Genomic DNA, 16,289 nt, shown 5'->3' on the forward strand with positions numbered 1-16,289 from the left:
TTCATCAACAGATGGCAATGATTACGCAATGTACGCATTAGAAATAGAACAGCTTCGCAAGACTTATGCGGGCGGATTTGAAGCGTTGAAGGGCATCAGCCTAACAGTAGAAAAAGGCGACTTCTACGCACTTCTAGGGCCAAATGGTGCGGGTAAATCCACAACAATTGGCATTATCTCTTCTTTAGTAAACAAAACCTCGGGTACGACGAAGGTTTTTGGCTACGACATCGATACGCATCTTGAATTAGCAAAGCAGAACTTAGGCTTGGTGCCACAAGAATTCAACTTCAACCAATTTGAAACGGTTGAGCAAATTGTGATGCAGCAAGCGGGCTACTATGGCGTATCCAAAGAGCTTGCTAAAGTTCGTGCGGAAAAATACCTAACTAAGCTCGATTTGTGGGAAAAACGCAAAGAGCGCGCGCGTAATTTGTCCGGTGGTATGAAGCGCCGTTTGATGATTGCTCGCGCTCTGATGCACGAACCTCAGTTGTTGATTCTTGATGAGCCTACGGCGGGTGTGGATATCGAGTTGCGTCGCTCTATGTGGGATTTCTTGAAAGAGATTAACCAAGAGCAGGGCATCACCATCATCCTAACCACTCACTACCTTGAAGAAGCGGAAATGCTGTGTCGTAACATCGGTATCATCAATAAAGGTGAGCTAATCGAGAATACGACCATGAAAGCACTGCTTGGTAAACTGCGTGTTGAAACCTTCATTCTTGATGTCGAGTTTAATGGTGAGATGCCAGAGCTTGCGGGTGTGAATAGCCAAACAATGATTAATGGTTCATTAGAGATTGAATTGGACAAGAGCCAAGGTCTGAATTCAGTATTTAGTCAACTTTCAGAGAGTGGGGTGAAAGTACTCTCTATGCGTAATAAAGCAAACCGTTTGGAAGAGCTGTTTGTCAGCATCGTACGTGGAGGTAACCAATAATGTACAAGTTATATTGGACCGCTTTTTGTAGCCTACTGACGAAAGAGATTAATCGCTTCACACGAATTTGGGTGCAAACCCTTGTGCCGCCAGCGATTACGATGACGCTGTATTTCATCATCTTCGGTAGCCTAATTGGTTCTCGTATTGGTGAAATGAACGGCTTTAGCTACATGGAATACATTGTGCCGGGCTTGATCATGATGTCGGTGATCACCAACTCGTATTCCAACGTCGCATCGTCATTCTTTAGTTCTAAATTCCAGCGCAATATTGAAGAGTTGTTGGTTGCGCCAGTACCAAACTACGTCATCATTCTTGGTTTTGTTATGGGGGGCGTTGTTCGTGGTTTGCTGGTGGGCACTATCGTTACTTTCGTGTCGTTGTTCTTTGTTGATTTGCAAGTGGACCACTGGGGCATCATTATCGCGACGGTATTTATGACTTCGGTTGTGTTCTCACTCGGTGGCTTGATTAACGCAGTTTACGCGAGAACGTTCGATGATATCTCCATCATCCCGACGTTTGTATTGACACCACTGACTTACCTTGGCGGTGTGTTTTACTCAATCAGCCTATTGCCTGAGTTTTGGCAAGGGGTGTCTAAACTGAACCCTATCGTCTACATGGTGAATGCATTCCGTTATGGCTTCCTTGGTGTGTCCGACGTGGGTATTGTCACCTCGTTTAGCGTACTGACGGTATTTGTTATTGCGCTTTATGCTGCGGCTCACTATCTAGTCACCAAAGGGATAGGCCTAAGAAGCTAATACAAAAAGTAATCGAAAGAGCAGCCATCAGAGCTGCTCTTTTCCTATGCACATCAATACATTCCCATACAAATTTTCGACTTTTTACATGCTAGGTTTCACTCATCTTTCGTAAATACATCTGCTGTAAATGAGTGAAGCCATGAATGTCGTCCCATCTCCCCCTTTCTCTTTAAAATTACTGCGTCCCAAATACTGGTCTGTGTGGTTCGCTTTTGGTTTATTAGCGCTGATCGTTAATCTGCTTCCTTATACAGTGCTCCGTGCATTAGGCAGAGGTATTGGTTCACTTGCTATGTTGCTGATGAAGCGCCGCAGAAACATCGCAAAACGAAACCTTAAACTCTGTTTTCCTGAATACAGCGATGCCAAATGTGATCAGCTGGTAAAGGCAAATTTTAAATACACTGGCATGGCGTTGATAGAAACTGGAATGGCGTGGTTTTGGCCTGATTGGCGTGTGCAGCGTCTAACTCAAGTTGTGGGTAAAGAGCGCCTGCTTGAGCAAGAAAAGAATGGGCGAGGTGTGCTGGTAGTATGCAGCCATCACCTTAACTTGGAAATGACGGCGAGAATCTTTAGCCAGTTTGCAAAAGGCTATGGCGTGTATCGTCCGAACTCAAATCCCGCTTATGAATTTATTCAACATCGAGGCCGTACGCGTTGTGGGCATCAAATGATAGATCGCAAAGACGTAAAGTCGATGCTCAAAGTCCTAAAGAATGGCCAGCGATTATGGTATTTACCGGATCACGATTATGGTGCGGATAGCTCGGTCTTTGCACCTTTCTTCGCTGTCAATCAGGCTGCAAGTACGGCGGGTTCGAGTGTATTGATTGATGCAACCAAGTGTGCGGTGATGTCTGGTGTAACAGTAGTAAGCGACAATCAATACACCTTATATGTTGGTGGTGACTTGAGTGAACAATTTGAACGACGTAACCCGGTTAAAGCAGCGAGCATTTTAAACCAAGAGATTGAAGATATGATCCGAAGAGATATTCCAGCATGGATGTGGCTGCATAAGCGATTCAAGACACGGCCTGAAGGGCTTCAATGCGTTTATTCGTAACTCCTTTCCTCGGATACAAAAAAGGTCGGCTCAGTGCCGACCTTTTCGTTTATGTATTTCGCTTATTCAGCGCTTGCTGAGTTCGCTTCGCTTGATTCTTCTTCTTTGGTTTCTACGACCATATCAACCGTTTGGTTGTCTATTAGGCGTGCTTTACCCAAGAATGCAGACATCAGGATCACCGCTTGAGTGGTCTCTGCAGTAATGGCTTGAAGTGTACGAGCATCACGAATGAAGATTTCATCAGGCTGTAGACCCGCTGCACGCAGTTGGTCGCTCGCATCTTCAATCACTGAAGCGTAATCATCACGGCCACCACGCATCGCACTGCTGATCCAACGCATGGTGCGAGCAAGTACTGGTGCGCGTTGACGTTCATCAATGGTCAAAAGGCCATTACGAGAGCTCATTGCAAGGCCATCCATTTCACGTACGGTTGGTACGCCAATGATTTCGATGTCCATCGCCAAGTCTTCAACCATTTTGCGAATCACCGCAAGTTGCTGGAAGTCTTTCTCACCAAAGCAAGCCACATCAGGTTGAACGATGTTGAACAGCTTGTTGACGATGGTTGTCACGCCACGGAAGTGACCTGGGCGAGACGCGCCTTCAAGAATGGTAGATAGGCCAGGAACATCAACAAACGTTTGTTTGTCCAAGCCTTCTGGGTAGATGATTTCTGGTGTTGGAGTGAACACCATTTCTACGCCTTCACCACCTAGTTTGCTTAGGTCCTCTTCTAGGGTGCGAGGGTAGTTATTCAAATCGTCTGCACGGTCAAACTGCATCGGGTTTACAAAGATGCTTACGACAACGACATCTGCGTATTCGCGAGCTTTACGAACAAGCGTAAGGTGACCTTCGTGTAGGTTGCCCATCGTTGGGACAAACGCTACTTTGCGACCTTCACGCTTAAAGGTTTTTACCTGTTCACGAATCGCTGAGATTTCCGCAAAAGTTTGCATGCATTTATCCTCTAGGCAATGGTATGAGCTTCGTCTGGGAATGCACCGCTTTCAACTTCAGCCATGTATTGAGCCACGGCTTTGCGCATATCGCCTGTTTCAGCAAGGAAGTTTTTCGAGAATTTTGGCATGTAGTTCGCCGAAATTCCAAACATATCGTGCATAACAAGAATCTGACCGTCGGTCACATTACCCGCACCGATGCCGATCACCGGCACATCAAGAACTTGAGTAATACGAGCTGCCAATTCAGCAGGTACACATTCTAACAAAACAATTTGAGCGCCGGCTTCTTGCAGGGCCAATGCGTCTTTCACCATGCGATCGGCTTTTTCTTGATCGCGGCCTTGTACTTTGTAACCACCAAAGATGTTTACAGATTGTGGGGTCAGGCCTAGGTGAGCACAAACAGGAACCGCGCGTTCAGTTAGCATCTTAACGGTATCAACTAACCAATCGCCGCCTTCGATTTTTACCATATTTGCACCAGCACGCATTAGCGTTGCTGCGTTCTCACATGCTTGTTCTGGCGTTGCGTAGCTCATGAATGGCATATCAGCCATCAATAGACAGTTTGGGCTACCAGCGCGTACAGAGCGCGTGTGATAAGCGATATCTTCAACGGTTACTGGCAATGTATCTGTTTTACCTTGCAGAACCATGCCTAGAGAGTCGCCGACCAGTAGTACTGGCATTTCTTGGCTTTCAAAAAGTTGGGCAAAGCTTGCATCGTATGCAGTTGAAGTAGCAAATTTACGACCTTCTTGCTTCCACTTAATCAGGTCGTTAATGGTCATTTTTTTCATTGTTTTATCCTCACTAGGAGTTGGCTATGACTGCCAAATATTGAGGCCGTTGCGATCTACTTGTTCAAGTAGTGACGACACCTCGGTCCCGTCTGGGAGTTGTAAACTTGGTGCAATTTCCGCAAGAGGGTAGAGTACGAACTCGCGCTCTCTCATTCCATAGTGTGGAACTGTCAGTCTTTCGGAATCAATCACCTCATTGCCGTACAGAATCATGTCGAGGTCCAAGGTTCTTGGGCCCCAGCGTTCTTCTTTACGGACACGCCCTTGTTCCTGCTCAATCGCTTGGGTGCAATCGAGCAGTTCAAGAGGCGTCAAATTGGTTTTAATCGCCACCACCGCATTGATGTAATCCGGTTGGTTTTGTGGTCCCATCGGCGTGCTACTGTAGAGCGAAGAGGCTTGCACAAACTCGGAGTTTGGTAGCGTTTTTAATGCCTCGATCGCTTGCTTCGCTTGGCTGACGGGATCAGCCAAGTTACTGCCTACCGCAATGTACGCTGTGATCATGATTTCGGCTTACTCTTTTTCTTGCGATAGGTTTTACGGCGGCGTTGGCCAGTTTTAGGCGCTTGGCCATCGAGATCGCTAGCCATGGCTTGGCGCATTTCTCGGCCCGCATTTTGGAAAGTTTCCCACCACTTGGCAAGCTTCTGAGTGTCTCCACCCTCAATTTCACCGCGCATTTCAAGAAAATCAAAGCCAGCTCTAAATTTGTTGAGCTCCATGAGGCGGAATGCGCGTTTGCCATTGCGTCGTGGAAGACGTAATTGCAGCTGCCAAATTTCACGAATTGTCGCGGTATGACGGCGTGGAATCGCAATGGTACGTACTTGGTCATCAAGAATAATGTTGCTCGCTTCCATGATGGCGTCGTAATGGCACAGGTTATGCTGTTCCATCAGTTTGTCAGCCATTGCGCATAGCGGGTACCACAGCATGGCAGCAAACATGAATGCTGGGTTGATGCGTTTGCCTTCTTCGATACGCATATCGGTCGAATCAAGCACCAAATCAAGCATTTGCTCAGTGTGAGATTCGTAATCTTCAGTGAAGTGTTCAGCAATCGCAGGGAAAAGCTGCTGGAATAGGTTGTATTCACGCAGTAGGTGATAAGTTTCTAGACCGTGACCAGATTGAAGCATCTTCAACGATTCTTCGAATAGACGCGCCGATGGGATATCGCGTAGCAGCGGTGCCATCTCTTCAATCGGTGCTGCAGTGTCTTCTTCGATGTCGAAGTCGAGCTTCACAGCAAAGCGAATCGCACGCAGCATGCGCACTGGGTCTTCGCGGTAACGGGTTTCTGGATCACCGATCAGGCGAACAAGACGGTCTTCTAGATCCTCAATGCCACGTGCATAGTCGTGAATTGAGTAGTCTGCGATGTTGTAGTACATCGAGTTAATCGTGAAGTCACGGCGCTCTGCATCTTCATCAATAGTGCCGTAAACATTGTCACGAAGCAGCATGCCTTCTTTTGACTGCTGAGAAACGTTCTTGTTTTTTTGCTCTTGGTGGTGACCACGGAAGGTCGCAACTTCGATGATGTCTCGGCCAAACATAATGTGTGCGAGACGGAAGCGACGGCCAATCAAACGGCAGTTTCTAAATAGCTGTTTGATCTGTTCTGGTGTCGCGTTGGTTGCGATATCAAAGTCTTTTGGTTTTTGTCCAAGCAGTAAGTCTCGAACCCCGCCACCCACAAGAAAAGCATCGAAACCGGCACCGTTTAGTCGGTATAGCACCTTCAGTGCATTGTCACTGATCTGCTTACGCGAAATGTTGTGCTCTTCACGAGTAATTACATTGAGAGCGAGTTCTGGGATCATGGCAGATTCGCTTGTTGTATAGTCGTTTGTATTCATGTGCATCTGGCAATAACTGGGTTTAATCCAATCTTGCTTTGGTTAGTTTTTTACGCCACTAGGGCCAATTTTGCGGCTAATAATAGCTTACACAGTCCCGTTTGAGAATCACGGTGTGATCTCGATCTCTGCTGGAAGCTGTTCTAAACGCCAATTTTCGCAGCCCCAACGTAGGATTTCGTCTAGGTTAGCGGCTTTCATATCTTCAGGAATATCGAATCCTAAAAACGTCATAGCATGCAGCAGAGCAGGCTTCGGATTATCGACATCAATGGCTGTCGCATGATTTTGCTTCGACAATTTATTGCCGTTGCTGTCCATTGCCAATGGTAAATGTAAATAGCTGACTTCAGGCTGCCCAAGGATTTGGTACAAGCTGATTTGACGGCCAGTGGGCTCAATTAAGTCAGCGCCGCGGACAACTTCAGTCACGCCTTGGTCAATGTCGTCTAATACTACCGCAAGATTATAGGCAAATAATCCATCTCGGCGTTTAATAATGAAATCTTCATTTACTAACGCTTCAGGAATGGTCATCAAACCGTGCTTCTGATCGAGGAAGTCGGCAATAGGCTTGGTCATTTTTAGGCGAATCGCGCCTTCTTTCAAGCCTTTGTCGCGGCAAGTGCCGGGATAATAACCACCGTGCTCTTTAATTTGCTTACGCGTGCACTGGCAATAGTAGGCATCCCCATTTTCTAACCAAGCATCGATTTGTGCTTGATAGAGTTGGTGTCGCTCGCTTTGATAAACCACCTCTCCATCCCAATGCAAGTGGTACGCCTTAAGCGCGTCTAGAATCATTTCAGAAGCGCCTGGCATTTCTCTTGGTGGATCAAGGTCTTCAATACGAACCAGCCAAGTGCCTTGATTGGCTTTTGCTTGAAAGTAGCTGCCTAAAGCGGCCACTAAGGAGCCAAAATGCAATGGACCAGAAGGGGATGGGGCAAATCGACCCACATAGCGTGTCATGCGTGTATCTCGAAATATCCGGGTAAAACTACAAGCTTAGTGTTAAAAAGCTAATCAAAACAAAAAGGGAGCCTGAGCTCCCTTTCAATAATCATAATGCTAGGTCAATTAACCTTGCATCTGTTTCTCTTTGATTTCTGCAAGTGTTTTGCAGTCAATACAAAGATCAGCAGTTGGACGCGCTTCTAGGCGACGAACGCCAATCTCTACGCCACAAGATTCACAGAAGCCGAAATCGTCTTCAGTAATTTTGTCTAGAGTTTTTTCGATCTTCTTGATCAGACGACGCTCACGGTCACGGTTACGCAGTTCTAAGCTGAACTCTTCCTCTTGAGAAGCACGGTCAACTGGATCTGGGAAGTTTGCTGCTTCGTCCTGCATGTGGTGTACAGTGCGATCGACTTCTTCCCTGAGCTGATTACGCCAAGCTGTTAAGATCTTTGTAAAGTGTTCAACCTGCTCTGGTGACATGTACTCTTCACCAGGCTTTTCCTGATATGGCTCCACACCGGCAATGGCTAGGATGCCTATCGTTTTCTTCTTTGATTCTGGCATACAGCATCTCCTACTTACACCTAGTCAACTGCATTGCAGTCAATTTAAGGCGGGTATCTATAGCAAAAAGAGGCGGTGCAGGCAATTACTGAATCGCAAACTTATCGTCAATGTGAAGACGACATCATTTTTTCTCTTAATTGATAAATTCAATAGCAGAGATTAACTTGACTTCAGTATTGCTCAGTTCGGCTTTGTAGCAGAGAACTTCTACTCCAGCGTCTTGTGCTTGTTTTAGTAACGTTGAATATTTCGCGTCTATATGGTGCGCCGCAGATACTTTTTCAATACCTGAATGCAAAACAGTGAATAAAAGTATGGCTCTACTTCCAGTTTGTGCCATTTCTGTGAGCTCTCGCAGGTGTTTTTGCCCCCGAGTAGTCACGGCATCAGGGAAGTAACCTTGTCCTGATGGGCTTTCTTCATCAAGCAGCGTGACGCTTTTCACCTCTATATAGCACTTTGGTTTGTCACTTGCGCTGAGCAAGATATCAATTCGGCTATTTTCATTGCCGTATTTCACCTCAGTTTGAAGTTGGTCATATCCAACGAGTTCTGAAATGACATCATTTTCAATGGCTTCTACCGCTAATTGGTTAGCACGAGCAGTATTGATACAAATTCTGTGCCCTTGTGCGGTCTCACTAAGTTCCCAACTGTTTGGGTATTTACGCTTAGGGTTGTCAGAAGTGGAATACCAAACTTTATTGCCCGGTGTTGCGCAGCCTGTCATTGCGCCGGTGTTTGCGCAGTGGATGGTACGAATTTCACCACTATCTAGTTCGATATCGGCAAGGAAGCGTTTGTAGCGTTTGAGCAGAGTCGCTGACTCTAGAGCGGGTTTGAATTGCATTTGCTTATTTAGCCAAGAGTGTTTTTATGTACAATGTGGCCAACATTACAACATAGGGTATTTCCTTTGTCACAATTGCCGATTGAAGCCGTGATGCCACAATTACTTACGGCGGTCAAAAATCAACATCAAGTGATCCTCAAAGCCGCCCCTGGTGCAGGTAAATCTACTTACTTTCCGCTGCAACTTCTTAAAAGCCAAACCGTAACGGGTAAAATCGTGATGCTAGAGCCTCGTCGCCTTGCTGCACGAAACATTGCACGTTACTTAGCGCAGCAGTTGGGGGAGCAAGTTGGCGAGCGGGTGGGTTACCGTGTGCGCGGCGAGACAAAGGTGAGTAATCATACTCAGTTGGAAATCGTGACCGAAGGGATCATGACGCGCATGATCCAAAATGACCCAGAGTTAGATGGTATCGAGCTACTGATCTTTGATGAATTTCACGAGCGCAGTATTCATGCGGATACGGCTTTGGCATTTAGCTTAGAGGTGCAAGAAGCGCTGCGAGACGACTTAAAGCTGGTGGTCATGTCGGCAACGCTAGACCAAGATGCTTTGCAATCCTTATTGCCAGAGGCGGATTACATTGAGTCGGAAGGTCGTAGTTTTGAGGTGGAAACGCGTTATTTACCGCTTGGGGCGAATGACCATCTGCCCACATCCATGGCAAAAACGATCGAGAACTTGATGGTAAAAGAATCCGGCTCTTTACTGGCTTTCCTTCCTGGTGTTGCTGCGATCAAACAGGTCGAAGAGCGCTTGTCGCACTTACCTGATAACGTCGAAGTGTGTCCTCTGTATGGTCAACTTAGCTTTGCCGAGCAGCAAAAAGCCATCTCACCGGCTTCCTCTGGCAAACGGAAAGTCGTATTGGCGACCAATATTGCCGAAACCTCTTTGACCATTGAGGGCATTCGCTTGGTGGTGGATTCGGGCTTAGAGCGTGTGGCACGCTTTGATTTGAAAAATGGCCTGACGCGATTAGAGCAAGTGCGTGTGGCGCAATCTTCTGCGATTCAACGTGCCGGTCGTGCAGGACGTATCGAAGAGGGGATTTGTGTTCGACTGTATTCTGAAAGCCAATTCAAGCAACAACCGCAAGTACCTCAACCAGAAATCCTACATTCAGACTTAGCAAGCTTAGTGATGGAGCTGGCATTCTGGGGCGCTGGGGACATCTCTGAGCTGAAGTGGCTTAATATTCCTTCTTCTGCATCGCTTGCTCAGGCCAAACAGCTGTTAATTTCGTTAGGGTTACTCACCGAAGAAGGCCAGCTTACTTCTGCAGGTAAGACGGCTCACGCTCTTGGTGTAGAACCGCGCTCAGCAGCAATGCTGATTCAGACGCAGCAGCACAGTGAAAAAATGCTAAATACCGCCTTGGCTGCGGTCGCCCTAATTGAAGAGCCAGAGCGCAATGTGACTAACATCGCGCATAGCCTGCATCGCTGGGTAAGTGGAACACACACAAAGAAAGCCATATTACACAAGCGTTCTCAAACACTGGCGCACAAACTGGATACGGCATTCAGCCTAGCTAAAGTTGATGAGCGAGTGCTGGCGTTAGTATTGAGCTTGGCTTTCCCAGATCGCATTGCGCAGCAACGTGTCAATCAGTATGGTCGTTTTACGTTGTCGAATGGGCATGGTGCAGAGTGTCGACCAGAAGAGACGCTCGGTGGCTGTGATTACTTAGTCGCGATTGATTTAATGCGTTCGCATTCTAACTCAAGCCAAATTAACCTAGCTTGTGACTTAGATATCAACGCATTACAAGAAACGTTCGAACACCTTTTCACGACGGCTGAGCTGGTTGATTGGGATGAGAAAAAAGGCCGTTTGATTGCCGAACGCCAAATCAAGCTCGGTCAACTGGTGATTAAGCGCGAAGCCTTGCCGAGTCCGAGTAAAGAAAAAATGACACAAGCTTTACTCACGTATGTCCGCCGTCAGGGCTTACAGAGTCTAAACTGGACACCGGCAGCGGAAAATTTGTTAGAACGTATTCGCTGCGCAGTGGAATGGTTACCAGAGCAAGATTGGCCAAGTTTCGATGAAGCTCACTTGCTTGATAGTTTAGAAGAGTGGCTAGAGCCTTACATGAGCACAGTCTCATCGGTAAAAGATTTGGCAAAAGTGAACCTAGTGGAAGCGCTGAATGCTCGACTCGGTTGGCCTTTGAATCAAAATATTGATGAGTGGTTGCCAGAAGATTATCGCCTACCAACGGGATCGAAAAAGCGCATTCGCTACCAGTTTGGTCATGAGCCCGTGCTATCAGTGCGTATGCAAGAAGTGTTTGGCGAAAGTGCTTCTCCAACTGTGGCGCAAGGTCGTAAGCGATTGGTGTTAGAGTTACTTTCTCCAGCACAACGTCCTCTTCAGGTGACAACGGATTTAGCTGCCTTTTGGGCAGGAAGCTACAAAGAAGTGCAGAAAGAGATGAAAGGCCAATATCCAAAACACGTTTGGCCTGACGATCCTGCCACTCATGTAGCGACAACGAAGACAAAAAGACAATTGAATAATGACTGATACTAAAAAGCCCGGTGCAAAACGAGCACCAGCGAAGAAAACAACGTCAAGTAAAACGACAACCGCTAAGAAAAGCGGCGCGAAGCGACCGAGAAAATCGCCATCGAAAAAGCCGAGTAATGGCAAGCGCTCTTGGCTTAAAATCATTTGGTCATTTAGCTGGAAGGCGGGTGTCGCGCTTGCAGCGGTATTGCTGTTTGTCGGTATCTATCTTGATAGTGTGGTGAAAGACCGCTTTGACGGCCAGCTGTTTGATCTGCCAACTGTCGTTTATGCGCGTATCCTCAATTTGAGTCCGGGTGAGAACATTACCATCAAAGAGATGCGTAATGAGCTTGATGTATTGAACTACCGTAAGGTGAGTCAGCCTCGTTACCCTGGTGAATACTCTTCTTCTTCAACGCGTATTGAGCTCATTCGTCGTCCGTTCGAGTTTGCTGATGGCCCTGAGCCTGATCGTCACGTCATGCTGCATTTCTCAAGCAGTGGTTTACAACGCATTCAATCTTTGGAATCCAAAGGCGATCTTGGTTATCTGCGCATTGAACCTAAGATGCTAGGAATGTTGGAAAAAGATCAGAATGAACAGCGCTTGTTCTTACGTCGAGATCAATTCCCAGAAGTGCTTGTCGATGCACTGTTAGCAACCGAAGACCGTGATTTTTATCAGCATGATGGTGTTTCGCCGCTGGCGATTGGCCGTGCACTTGTTGCTAACATCAAAGCGGGTCGCACTGTTCAGGGTGGCAGTACCCTGACTCAGCAGCTAGCGAAAAACTTATTCCTGACACGCGATAAAACCTTATGGCGAAAAGTCCGTGAAGCATACATTGCTCTGATTCTGGACTACCGCTACAGCAAAGACCGTATTCTTGAAGCTTACCTGAATGAAGTTTACTTAGGTCAGAGCGGTGGGGATGCCATTCATGGTTTTGCTTTGGCATCGCGTTACTACTTCGGTCAACCGATTCAAGAGCTTCGTATTGACCAACTCGCTATGTTGGTAGGTATGGTGAAAGGACCGTCTTACTACAACCCAATTCGCTACCCTGAGCGCACTAAAACACGTCGTGACTTGGTATTGCGTCTGTTGATGCAACAAGACATGTTGACAGCAGAGCAGTATGAACAAGCGGTAAATCGCCCGCTCGATACACAGAGCAAACCTCGCATTGCAAGTCGTCAGCCTGCGTACTTCCAACAGCTTAATATCGAGTTGAAAGAGAAGGTGGGTGATAACTTTAAAGCGGAAACCGGTTTACGCTTGTTTACTTCTCTCGATCCTGTTTCTCAAAGTAAGTTAGAGCAAGCGATCGCGAAGAAAGTCCCTGAGCTTGCTAAACGTGCCGGAAAAGATCTAGAAGCCGCTGCCGTTGCGGTAGATCGCCATAGTGGTGAAATCCGTGCCATGGTCGGTGGTAAACGCGTTGGTTATGAAGGCTTTAACCGTGCCTTGAATGCGAGTCGTCCGATTGGCTCTTTGGTTAAACCTGCCATCTATTTAACTGCGTTAGAGCAACCTGAGAAGTACAATCTTGCAACGACGCTTCACGATACGCCATTAAGCTTAAAGGGTAGTAAAGGTTCAGTTTGGTCGCCACGCAACTTCGACCGTAAGTTCCGTGGCGATGTGCCGTTGTACTTAGCTTTGGCAAAATCCCTCAATGTACCGACGGTACGTTTGGGTATGGAGCTGGGTATTCCAGAAGTTTCGGATACTTTAGAGCGATTGGGGGTTGATAAGAGCGAAATTCGCCCAGTACCTTCGATGTTCCTTGGCTCATTCTCACTGACACCATTTGAAGTGGCACAGATGTATCAAACGGTCACTAACTCGGGCAAGCGCGCTAAGTTATCGGCATTACGCTCGGTGATCGACATGGATGGTAATGTACTTTACCAGTCATTGCCGCGCTCATCTCAAGCGGTTGATCAGCAAGCTGCATGGCTAACGACTTACGCGATGAAGCAAGGTGTTGCTCAAGGTACGGGACGCTTCCTACAAAGCCAGTTCGCATGGGCTGCGCTAGCCGGAAAAACGGGTACCAGTAACGATAGTCGTGACAGTTGGTTCGTGGGTGTCGATGGCCGTGAAGTAACCACAGTGTGGCTTGGTCGCGATGATAACAAGTCGACCAAACTGACTGGTTCAAGTGGTGCATTACGTGTTTACGCGGAATACCTAAAGCAACGCATCCCTGAGCGACTAGAGTTACCTTGGCCAAAAGAAGTGACCACATTAGGTTTCCAAAAAGCTGCTAATGGCGCGCTGGAAATGAACTGTCGCAGTGAATACAAGCTGCCAGTGTGGGACAAGTCTGGGCAAATCAAACAGCAGTGTGAGAAAAAATCAAACTGGTTGAATAGCTTATTTGATTGGTAGGGCTACCAAAAACACCATCACTGACTTGTGAAGTTGTTCAAATCTTAGTAAAAGTAACTGTTCAATATTCAGCAAAGGAAGAAGTGAATGTTCAAAAAGTCGATTTCAAACCCGTGGGGGCGTTATGTTGCGCTATGGGTCTGCTCCTTTTTGATCGCGACGCCTTCCTTTGCAAAGCACGTTGATGATGATCACTCTCGCCCTAAAATCGCGGTGGTATTAGCTGGCGGTGGGGCGAAAGGTGCGGCTCATATCGGTGTACTAAAAGCACTCGAAGAAATGCACATTCCGGTCGACATTATTACGGGCACGAGCATGGGGGCTTATGTTGGTGGCCTGTACGCTACTGGCATGAGCGCGGATGAAATCGAAAGTTTTATCTACAGCGTCGATTGGAACAGCGGTTACCGAGACCGTGTTGACCGCAGCCAACGTCGTGTCCGCGACAAAGAATACGAAGACCGTTATCAAATCACCACAGACCTTGGCTTAAGGTTCGGGGAAATCCGTTCACCAACCGGTGTAGTGCAAGGGCAGAACATGCTACGCATTCTACGTGAAACAACGGGTAACTTAGGCCGATTCAGCTCTTTTGATAATCTTGCGATCCCATACCGTTCGGTAGCGACTGACATTGTCGAGTTAGAAGAGGTCGTTCTCGATAACGGTTATCTGGTTGATGCCATGATGGCGAGTATGTCGGTTCCTGGTGCGCTCCCTCCCTATGAGCTCAATGGTCATATGCTAGTGGACGGTGGTGTTGTCAATAACATGCCAGTCGATATTGCTCGTTCAATGGGTGCCGATATTGTGATTGCGGTAGATATCAGCACCGACTACAAAAGCAGAGAAGACTTCACAGGGTTATTCACGGTTGCCGACCAACTCTCCAACTATCTTGTCCGTCGCAGCACTCAAGAACAAGCTGAAACCTTAAGTGGGGATGATGTATACATTCGTCCTGATGTGGGACAAATGGAGACGGTAGAGTTCGAAAAAATGCCAAGTGCTTTTCAAGCGGGCTATGACATTACCAAAGGTCTTCAATCTAAACTTGAAAGCTTGAGTGTGTCGAATGCTGAGTACCAGCAATACATCGATCACAAACAAGAGATACGAAAAGAACTCAAATATGGTGATCAGCGCGTTGTTGATCAGATCGTCTTAGTAAATAACACCCACTACAGCGATGTACTCCTGACAAACCGTTTGGAGCTGGATACTGGGCGCCCATTGAAAACCGCAGAGATCGAAAAGGCGGTTGAAAATCTGTATGCCCTAGATCGTTTTGAATTGATCACCTACCACTTTGAAGAAATTGACGGGGTAAACCTGCTCGTCTTTGAGGTGAATGAAAAATCTTGGGGACCAAACTACCTTAACTTCCGCTTCTTTTTGGAAGACGACTTCGATACGGATAGTCAGTACGGCATTGGTATGTCGGCCAACTTTACCAATTTGAACTCTCATGGAGCAGAACTGACATTCAACGTTGATATGGGAACGGATAAGTTGATTGAAGCGGAGCTTTACTCTCCGGTCCTTTCGAGCCAAGAATTATTTGTTTCCAGTAAGCTCAATTACAACAATGAAAACCGTAACTGGCCTTTTACTGAAATAGAAAACCCAGACATCGGTTCAGTGTATGACTTCCTTCCGGTTTCTTATACCGAGTTCATTACCGAGCTCGCTGCGGGTGTGCAACCGACACTGTGGCAAGAATTCCGTATTGGTGGTCGCTACACCAAAGGTGGCATCGAAGCATCAACCATTGGTTCTGCAGGAACTTTTGATTATCAGCGTTTAGGGGTGTTTGCCAACTACCGTTTGGATACGCTAGATGATTTTGCATTCCCAACGCGAGGTATGCTGATTGATTTGGATTACTTAGTGTCTCACGACAAGAGCCCAGAGGATTTCCGTCAAACCAGCCCAAGCGGTGAAATTGAAGATACCGTGTATGAAATTACGGCGCGTTTCAAAGGGGCGGCGACATACTCCCGTCATACTTTAGTCGGACAAGCAGAATACAGCTTTGTTGAGAGCAAAAACTCTTCTATCCCTCTTGATCCTCGTGAGCTTGGCGGCTTCTTGAATTTGTCAGGGATTCCACGTAACAGCCTCATTGGGCAGAACTTATTCTATACCAGCTTGGTGTATCGTTATAAATGGATGGATAACGACTTCGGGCTGTTTGAAGCACCAGTATATTTAGGTGCATCCCTTGAACACGGTGGTGTTTGGTCAGACAACGATCTCAAGTTGCATGAGGCGCCACTGTATAATGCTGCGTCGGTTTTCTTTGGAGTAGACTCTCCAATTGGGCCGATCATGTTGGCATACGGTCGTACAGAGCAAGATTTAGATGCTGTGTACCTGATCGTTGGAACATCATTTAAATAACCGGGAATAGGACAGCAAGATCTCCGCATATTTAGCCAAAATTTACCGGACTTTAGTCGTAAGTTGCTATGTTGGTCAAAATGATGAGATTTTAATTTAACGTTAAATTTGCTATCCTTTCGCCCACAGTTTGGCCTCTACGGCGCTGTTTCTCAATCAGA

Annotated in this window: 13 protein-coding genes; 6 read left to right on the plus strand and 7 right to left on the minus strand. The window is 46.9% G+C overall.

Annotated features, from left to right (window positions below):
• The first annotated feature begins 28 nt into the window (after positions 1–28).
• The 3 genes from KHO06_RS03915 (at position 29) to KHO06_RS03925 (ending at position 2,788) form a co-directional block, all read left to right on the plus strand.
• A complete protein-coding gene (locus KHO06_RS03915; protein ID WP_005531730.1) occupies positions 29–946 on the plus strand; it encodes an ABC transporter ATP-binding protein in 918 nt (305 codons plus the stop codon).
• Positions 946–1,716: an ABC transporter permease gene (locus KHO06_RS03920; protein ID WP_212582121.1), complete on the plus strand. Its 771-nt coding sequence runs from the start codon at positions 946–948 to the stop codon at positions 1,714–1,716. Before KHO06_RS03915 ends, KHO06_RS03920 begins: the two co-directional genes overlap by 1 nt.
• A gap of 142 nt (positions 1,717–1,858) precedes the next feature.
• Complete coding sequence (locus KHO06_RS03925; protein WP_212582122.1) at positions 1,859–2,788, plus strand: Kdo(2)-lipid IV(A) acyltransferase; 930 nt, start codon at positions 1,859–1,861, stop codon at positions 2,786–2,788.
• Positions 2,789–2,850: 62 nt separating this feature from the next.
• On the opposite strand, the gene panC is transcribed toward KHO06_RS03925, so the two are convergent.
• The 7 genes from panC to sfsA all read right to left on the minus strand — a co-directional run bounded on the left by panC (position 2,851) and on the right by sfsA (position 8,807).
• On the minus strand, positions 2,851–3,753 hold the full coding sequence (gene panC / locus KHO06_RS03930; RefSeq protein ID WP_167424620.1) for a pantoate--beta-alanine ligase: 903 nt from the start codon (positions 3,751–3,753) through the stop codon (positions 2,851–2,853).
• 11 nt (positions 3,754–3,764) lie between these two features.
• A complete protein-coding gene (panB, locus tag KHO06_RS03935; protein WP_005531735.1) occupies positions 3,765–4,559 on the minus strand; it encodes a 3-methyl-2-oxobutanoate hydroxymethyltransferase in 795 nt (264 codons plus the stop codon).
• Between the two features lie 24 nt (positions 4,560–4,583).
• On the minus strand, positions 4,584–5,069 hold the full coding sequence (gene folK, locus KHO06_RS03940; protein ID WP_005428652.1) for a 2-amino-4-hydroxy-6-hydroxymethyldihydropteridine diphosphokinase: 486 nt from the start codon (positions 5,067–5,069) through the stop codon (positions 4,584–4,586).
• Positions 5,066–6,433 carry a polynucleotide adenylyltransferase PcnB gene (gene pcnB, locus KHO06_RS03945; RefSeq protein WP_212582123.1) on the minus strand — a complete coding sequence of 456 codons (1,368 nt, stop codon included), beginning with the start codon at positions 6,431–6,433 and terminating at the stop codon, positions 5,066–5,068. Before pcnB ends, folK begins: the two co-directional genes overlap by 4 nt.
• Before the next feature lie 102 nt (positions 6,434–6,535).
• On the minus strand, positions 6,536–7,399 hold the full coding sequence (gene gluQRS / locus KHO06_RS03950; protein WP_212582124.1) for a tRNA glutamyl-Q(34) synthetase GluQRS: 864 nt from the start codon (positions 7,397–7,399) through the stop codon (positions 6,536–6,538).
• A gap of 108 nt (positions 7,400–7,507) precedes the next feature.
• Positions 7,508–7,954 carry an RNA polymerase-binding protein DksA gene (gene dksA / locus KHO06_RS03955; protein ID WP_005439389.1) on the minus strand — a complete coding sequence of 149 codons (447 nt, stop codon included), beginning with the start codon at positions 7,952–7,954 and terminating at the stop codon, positions 7,508–7,510.
• Positions 7,955–8,090: 136 nt separating this feature from the next.
• A complete protein-coding gene (sfsA, locus tag KHO06_RS03960) occupies positions 8,091–8,807 on the minus strand; it encodes a DNA/RNA nuclease SfsA (protein ID WP_038891978.1) in 717 nt (238 codons plus the stop codon).
• Between the two features lie 66 nt (positions 8,808–8,873).
• Between sfsA and hrpB the strand changes: the two genes are divergently transcribed.
• The 3 genes from hrpB (at position 8,874) to KHO06_RS03975 (ending at position 16,128) form a co-directional block, all read left to right on the plus strand.
• Positions 8,874–11,342 carry an ATP-dependent helicase HrpB gene (gene hrpB / locus KHO06_RS03965; RefSeq protein WP_212582125.1) on the plus strand — a complete coding sequence of 823 codons (2,469 nt, stop codon included), beginning with the start codon at positions 8,874–8,876 and terminating at the stop codon, positions 11,340–11,342.
• Positions 11,335–13,725, plus strand: a complete 2,391-nt coding sequence (gene mrcB, locus KHO06_RS03970) for a penicillin-binding protein 1B (RefSeq protein ID WP_050917874.1) — start codon at positions 11,335–11,337, stop codon at positions 13,723–13,725. Before hrpB ends, mrcB begins: the two co-directional genes overlap by 8 nt.
• An 87-nt stretch (positions 13,726–13,812) precedes the next feature.
• Positions 13,813–16,128 (plus strand): patatin-like phospholipase family protein, encoded by a 2,316-nt coding sequence (locus KHO06_RS03975; protein WP_047481701.1) that lies wholly within the window; start codon positions 13,813–13,815, stop codon positions 16,126–16,128.
• The last annotated feature ends 161 nt before the right edge of the window (positions 16,129–16,289 follow it).

Source organism: Vibrio sp. B1FIG11, assembly GCF_905175335.1.
Taxonomy (GTDB): Bacteria; Pseudomonadota; Gammaproteobacteria; order Enterobacterales; family Vibrionaceae; genus Vibrio; species Vibrio campbellii.

Coding starts and splice junctions, on each gene's coding strand:
- KHO06_RS03915 (WP_005531730.1), top strand. CDS start 29: ATGTACGCATTAGAAATAGAACAGCTTCGCAAGACTTATGCGGGCGGA.
- KHO06_RS03920 (WP_212582121.1), top strand. CDS start 946: ATGTACAAGTTATATTGGACCGCTTTTTGTAGCCTACTGACGAAAGAG.
- KHO06_RS03925 (WP_212582122.1), top strand. CDS start 1,859: ATGAATGTCGTCCCATCTCCCCCTTTCTCTTTAAAATTACTGCGTCCC.
- panC (WP_167424620.1), bottom strand. CDS start 3,753: ATGCAAACTTTTGCGGAAATCTCAGCGATTCGTGAACAGGTAAAAACC.
- panB (WP_005531735.1), bottom strand. CDS start 4,559: ATGAAAAAAATGACCATTAACGACCTGATTAAGTGGAAGCAAGAAGGT.
- folK (WP_005428652.1), bottom strand. CDS start 5,069: ATGATCACAGCGTACATTGCGGTAGGCAGTAACTTGGCTGATCCCGTC.
- pcnB (WP_212582123.1), bottom strand. CDS start 6,433: ATGCACATGAATACAAACGACTATACAACAAGCGAATCTGCCATGATC.
- gluQRS (WP_212582124.1), bottom strand. CDS start 7,399: ATGACACGCTATGTGGGTCGATTTGCCCCATCCCCTTCTGGTCCATTG.
- dksA (WP_005439389.1), bottom strand. CDS start 7,954: ATGCCAGAATCAAAGAAGAAAACGATAGGCATCCTAGCCATTGCCGGT.
- sfsA (WP_038891978.1), bottom strand. CDS start 8,807: ATGCAATTCAAACCCGCTCTAGAGTCAGCGACTCTGCTCAAACGCTAC.
- mrcB (WP_050917874.1), top strand. CDS start 11,335: ATGACTGATACTAAAAAGCCCGGTGCAAAACGAGCACCAGCGAAGAAA.
- KHO06_RS03975 (WP_047481701.1), top strand. CDS start 13,813: ATGTTCAAAAAGTCGATTTCAAACCCGTGGGGGCGTTATGTTGCGCTA.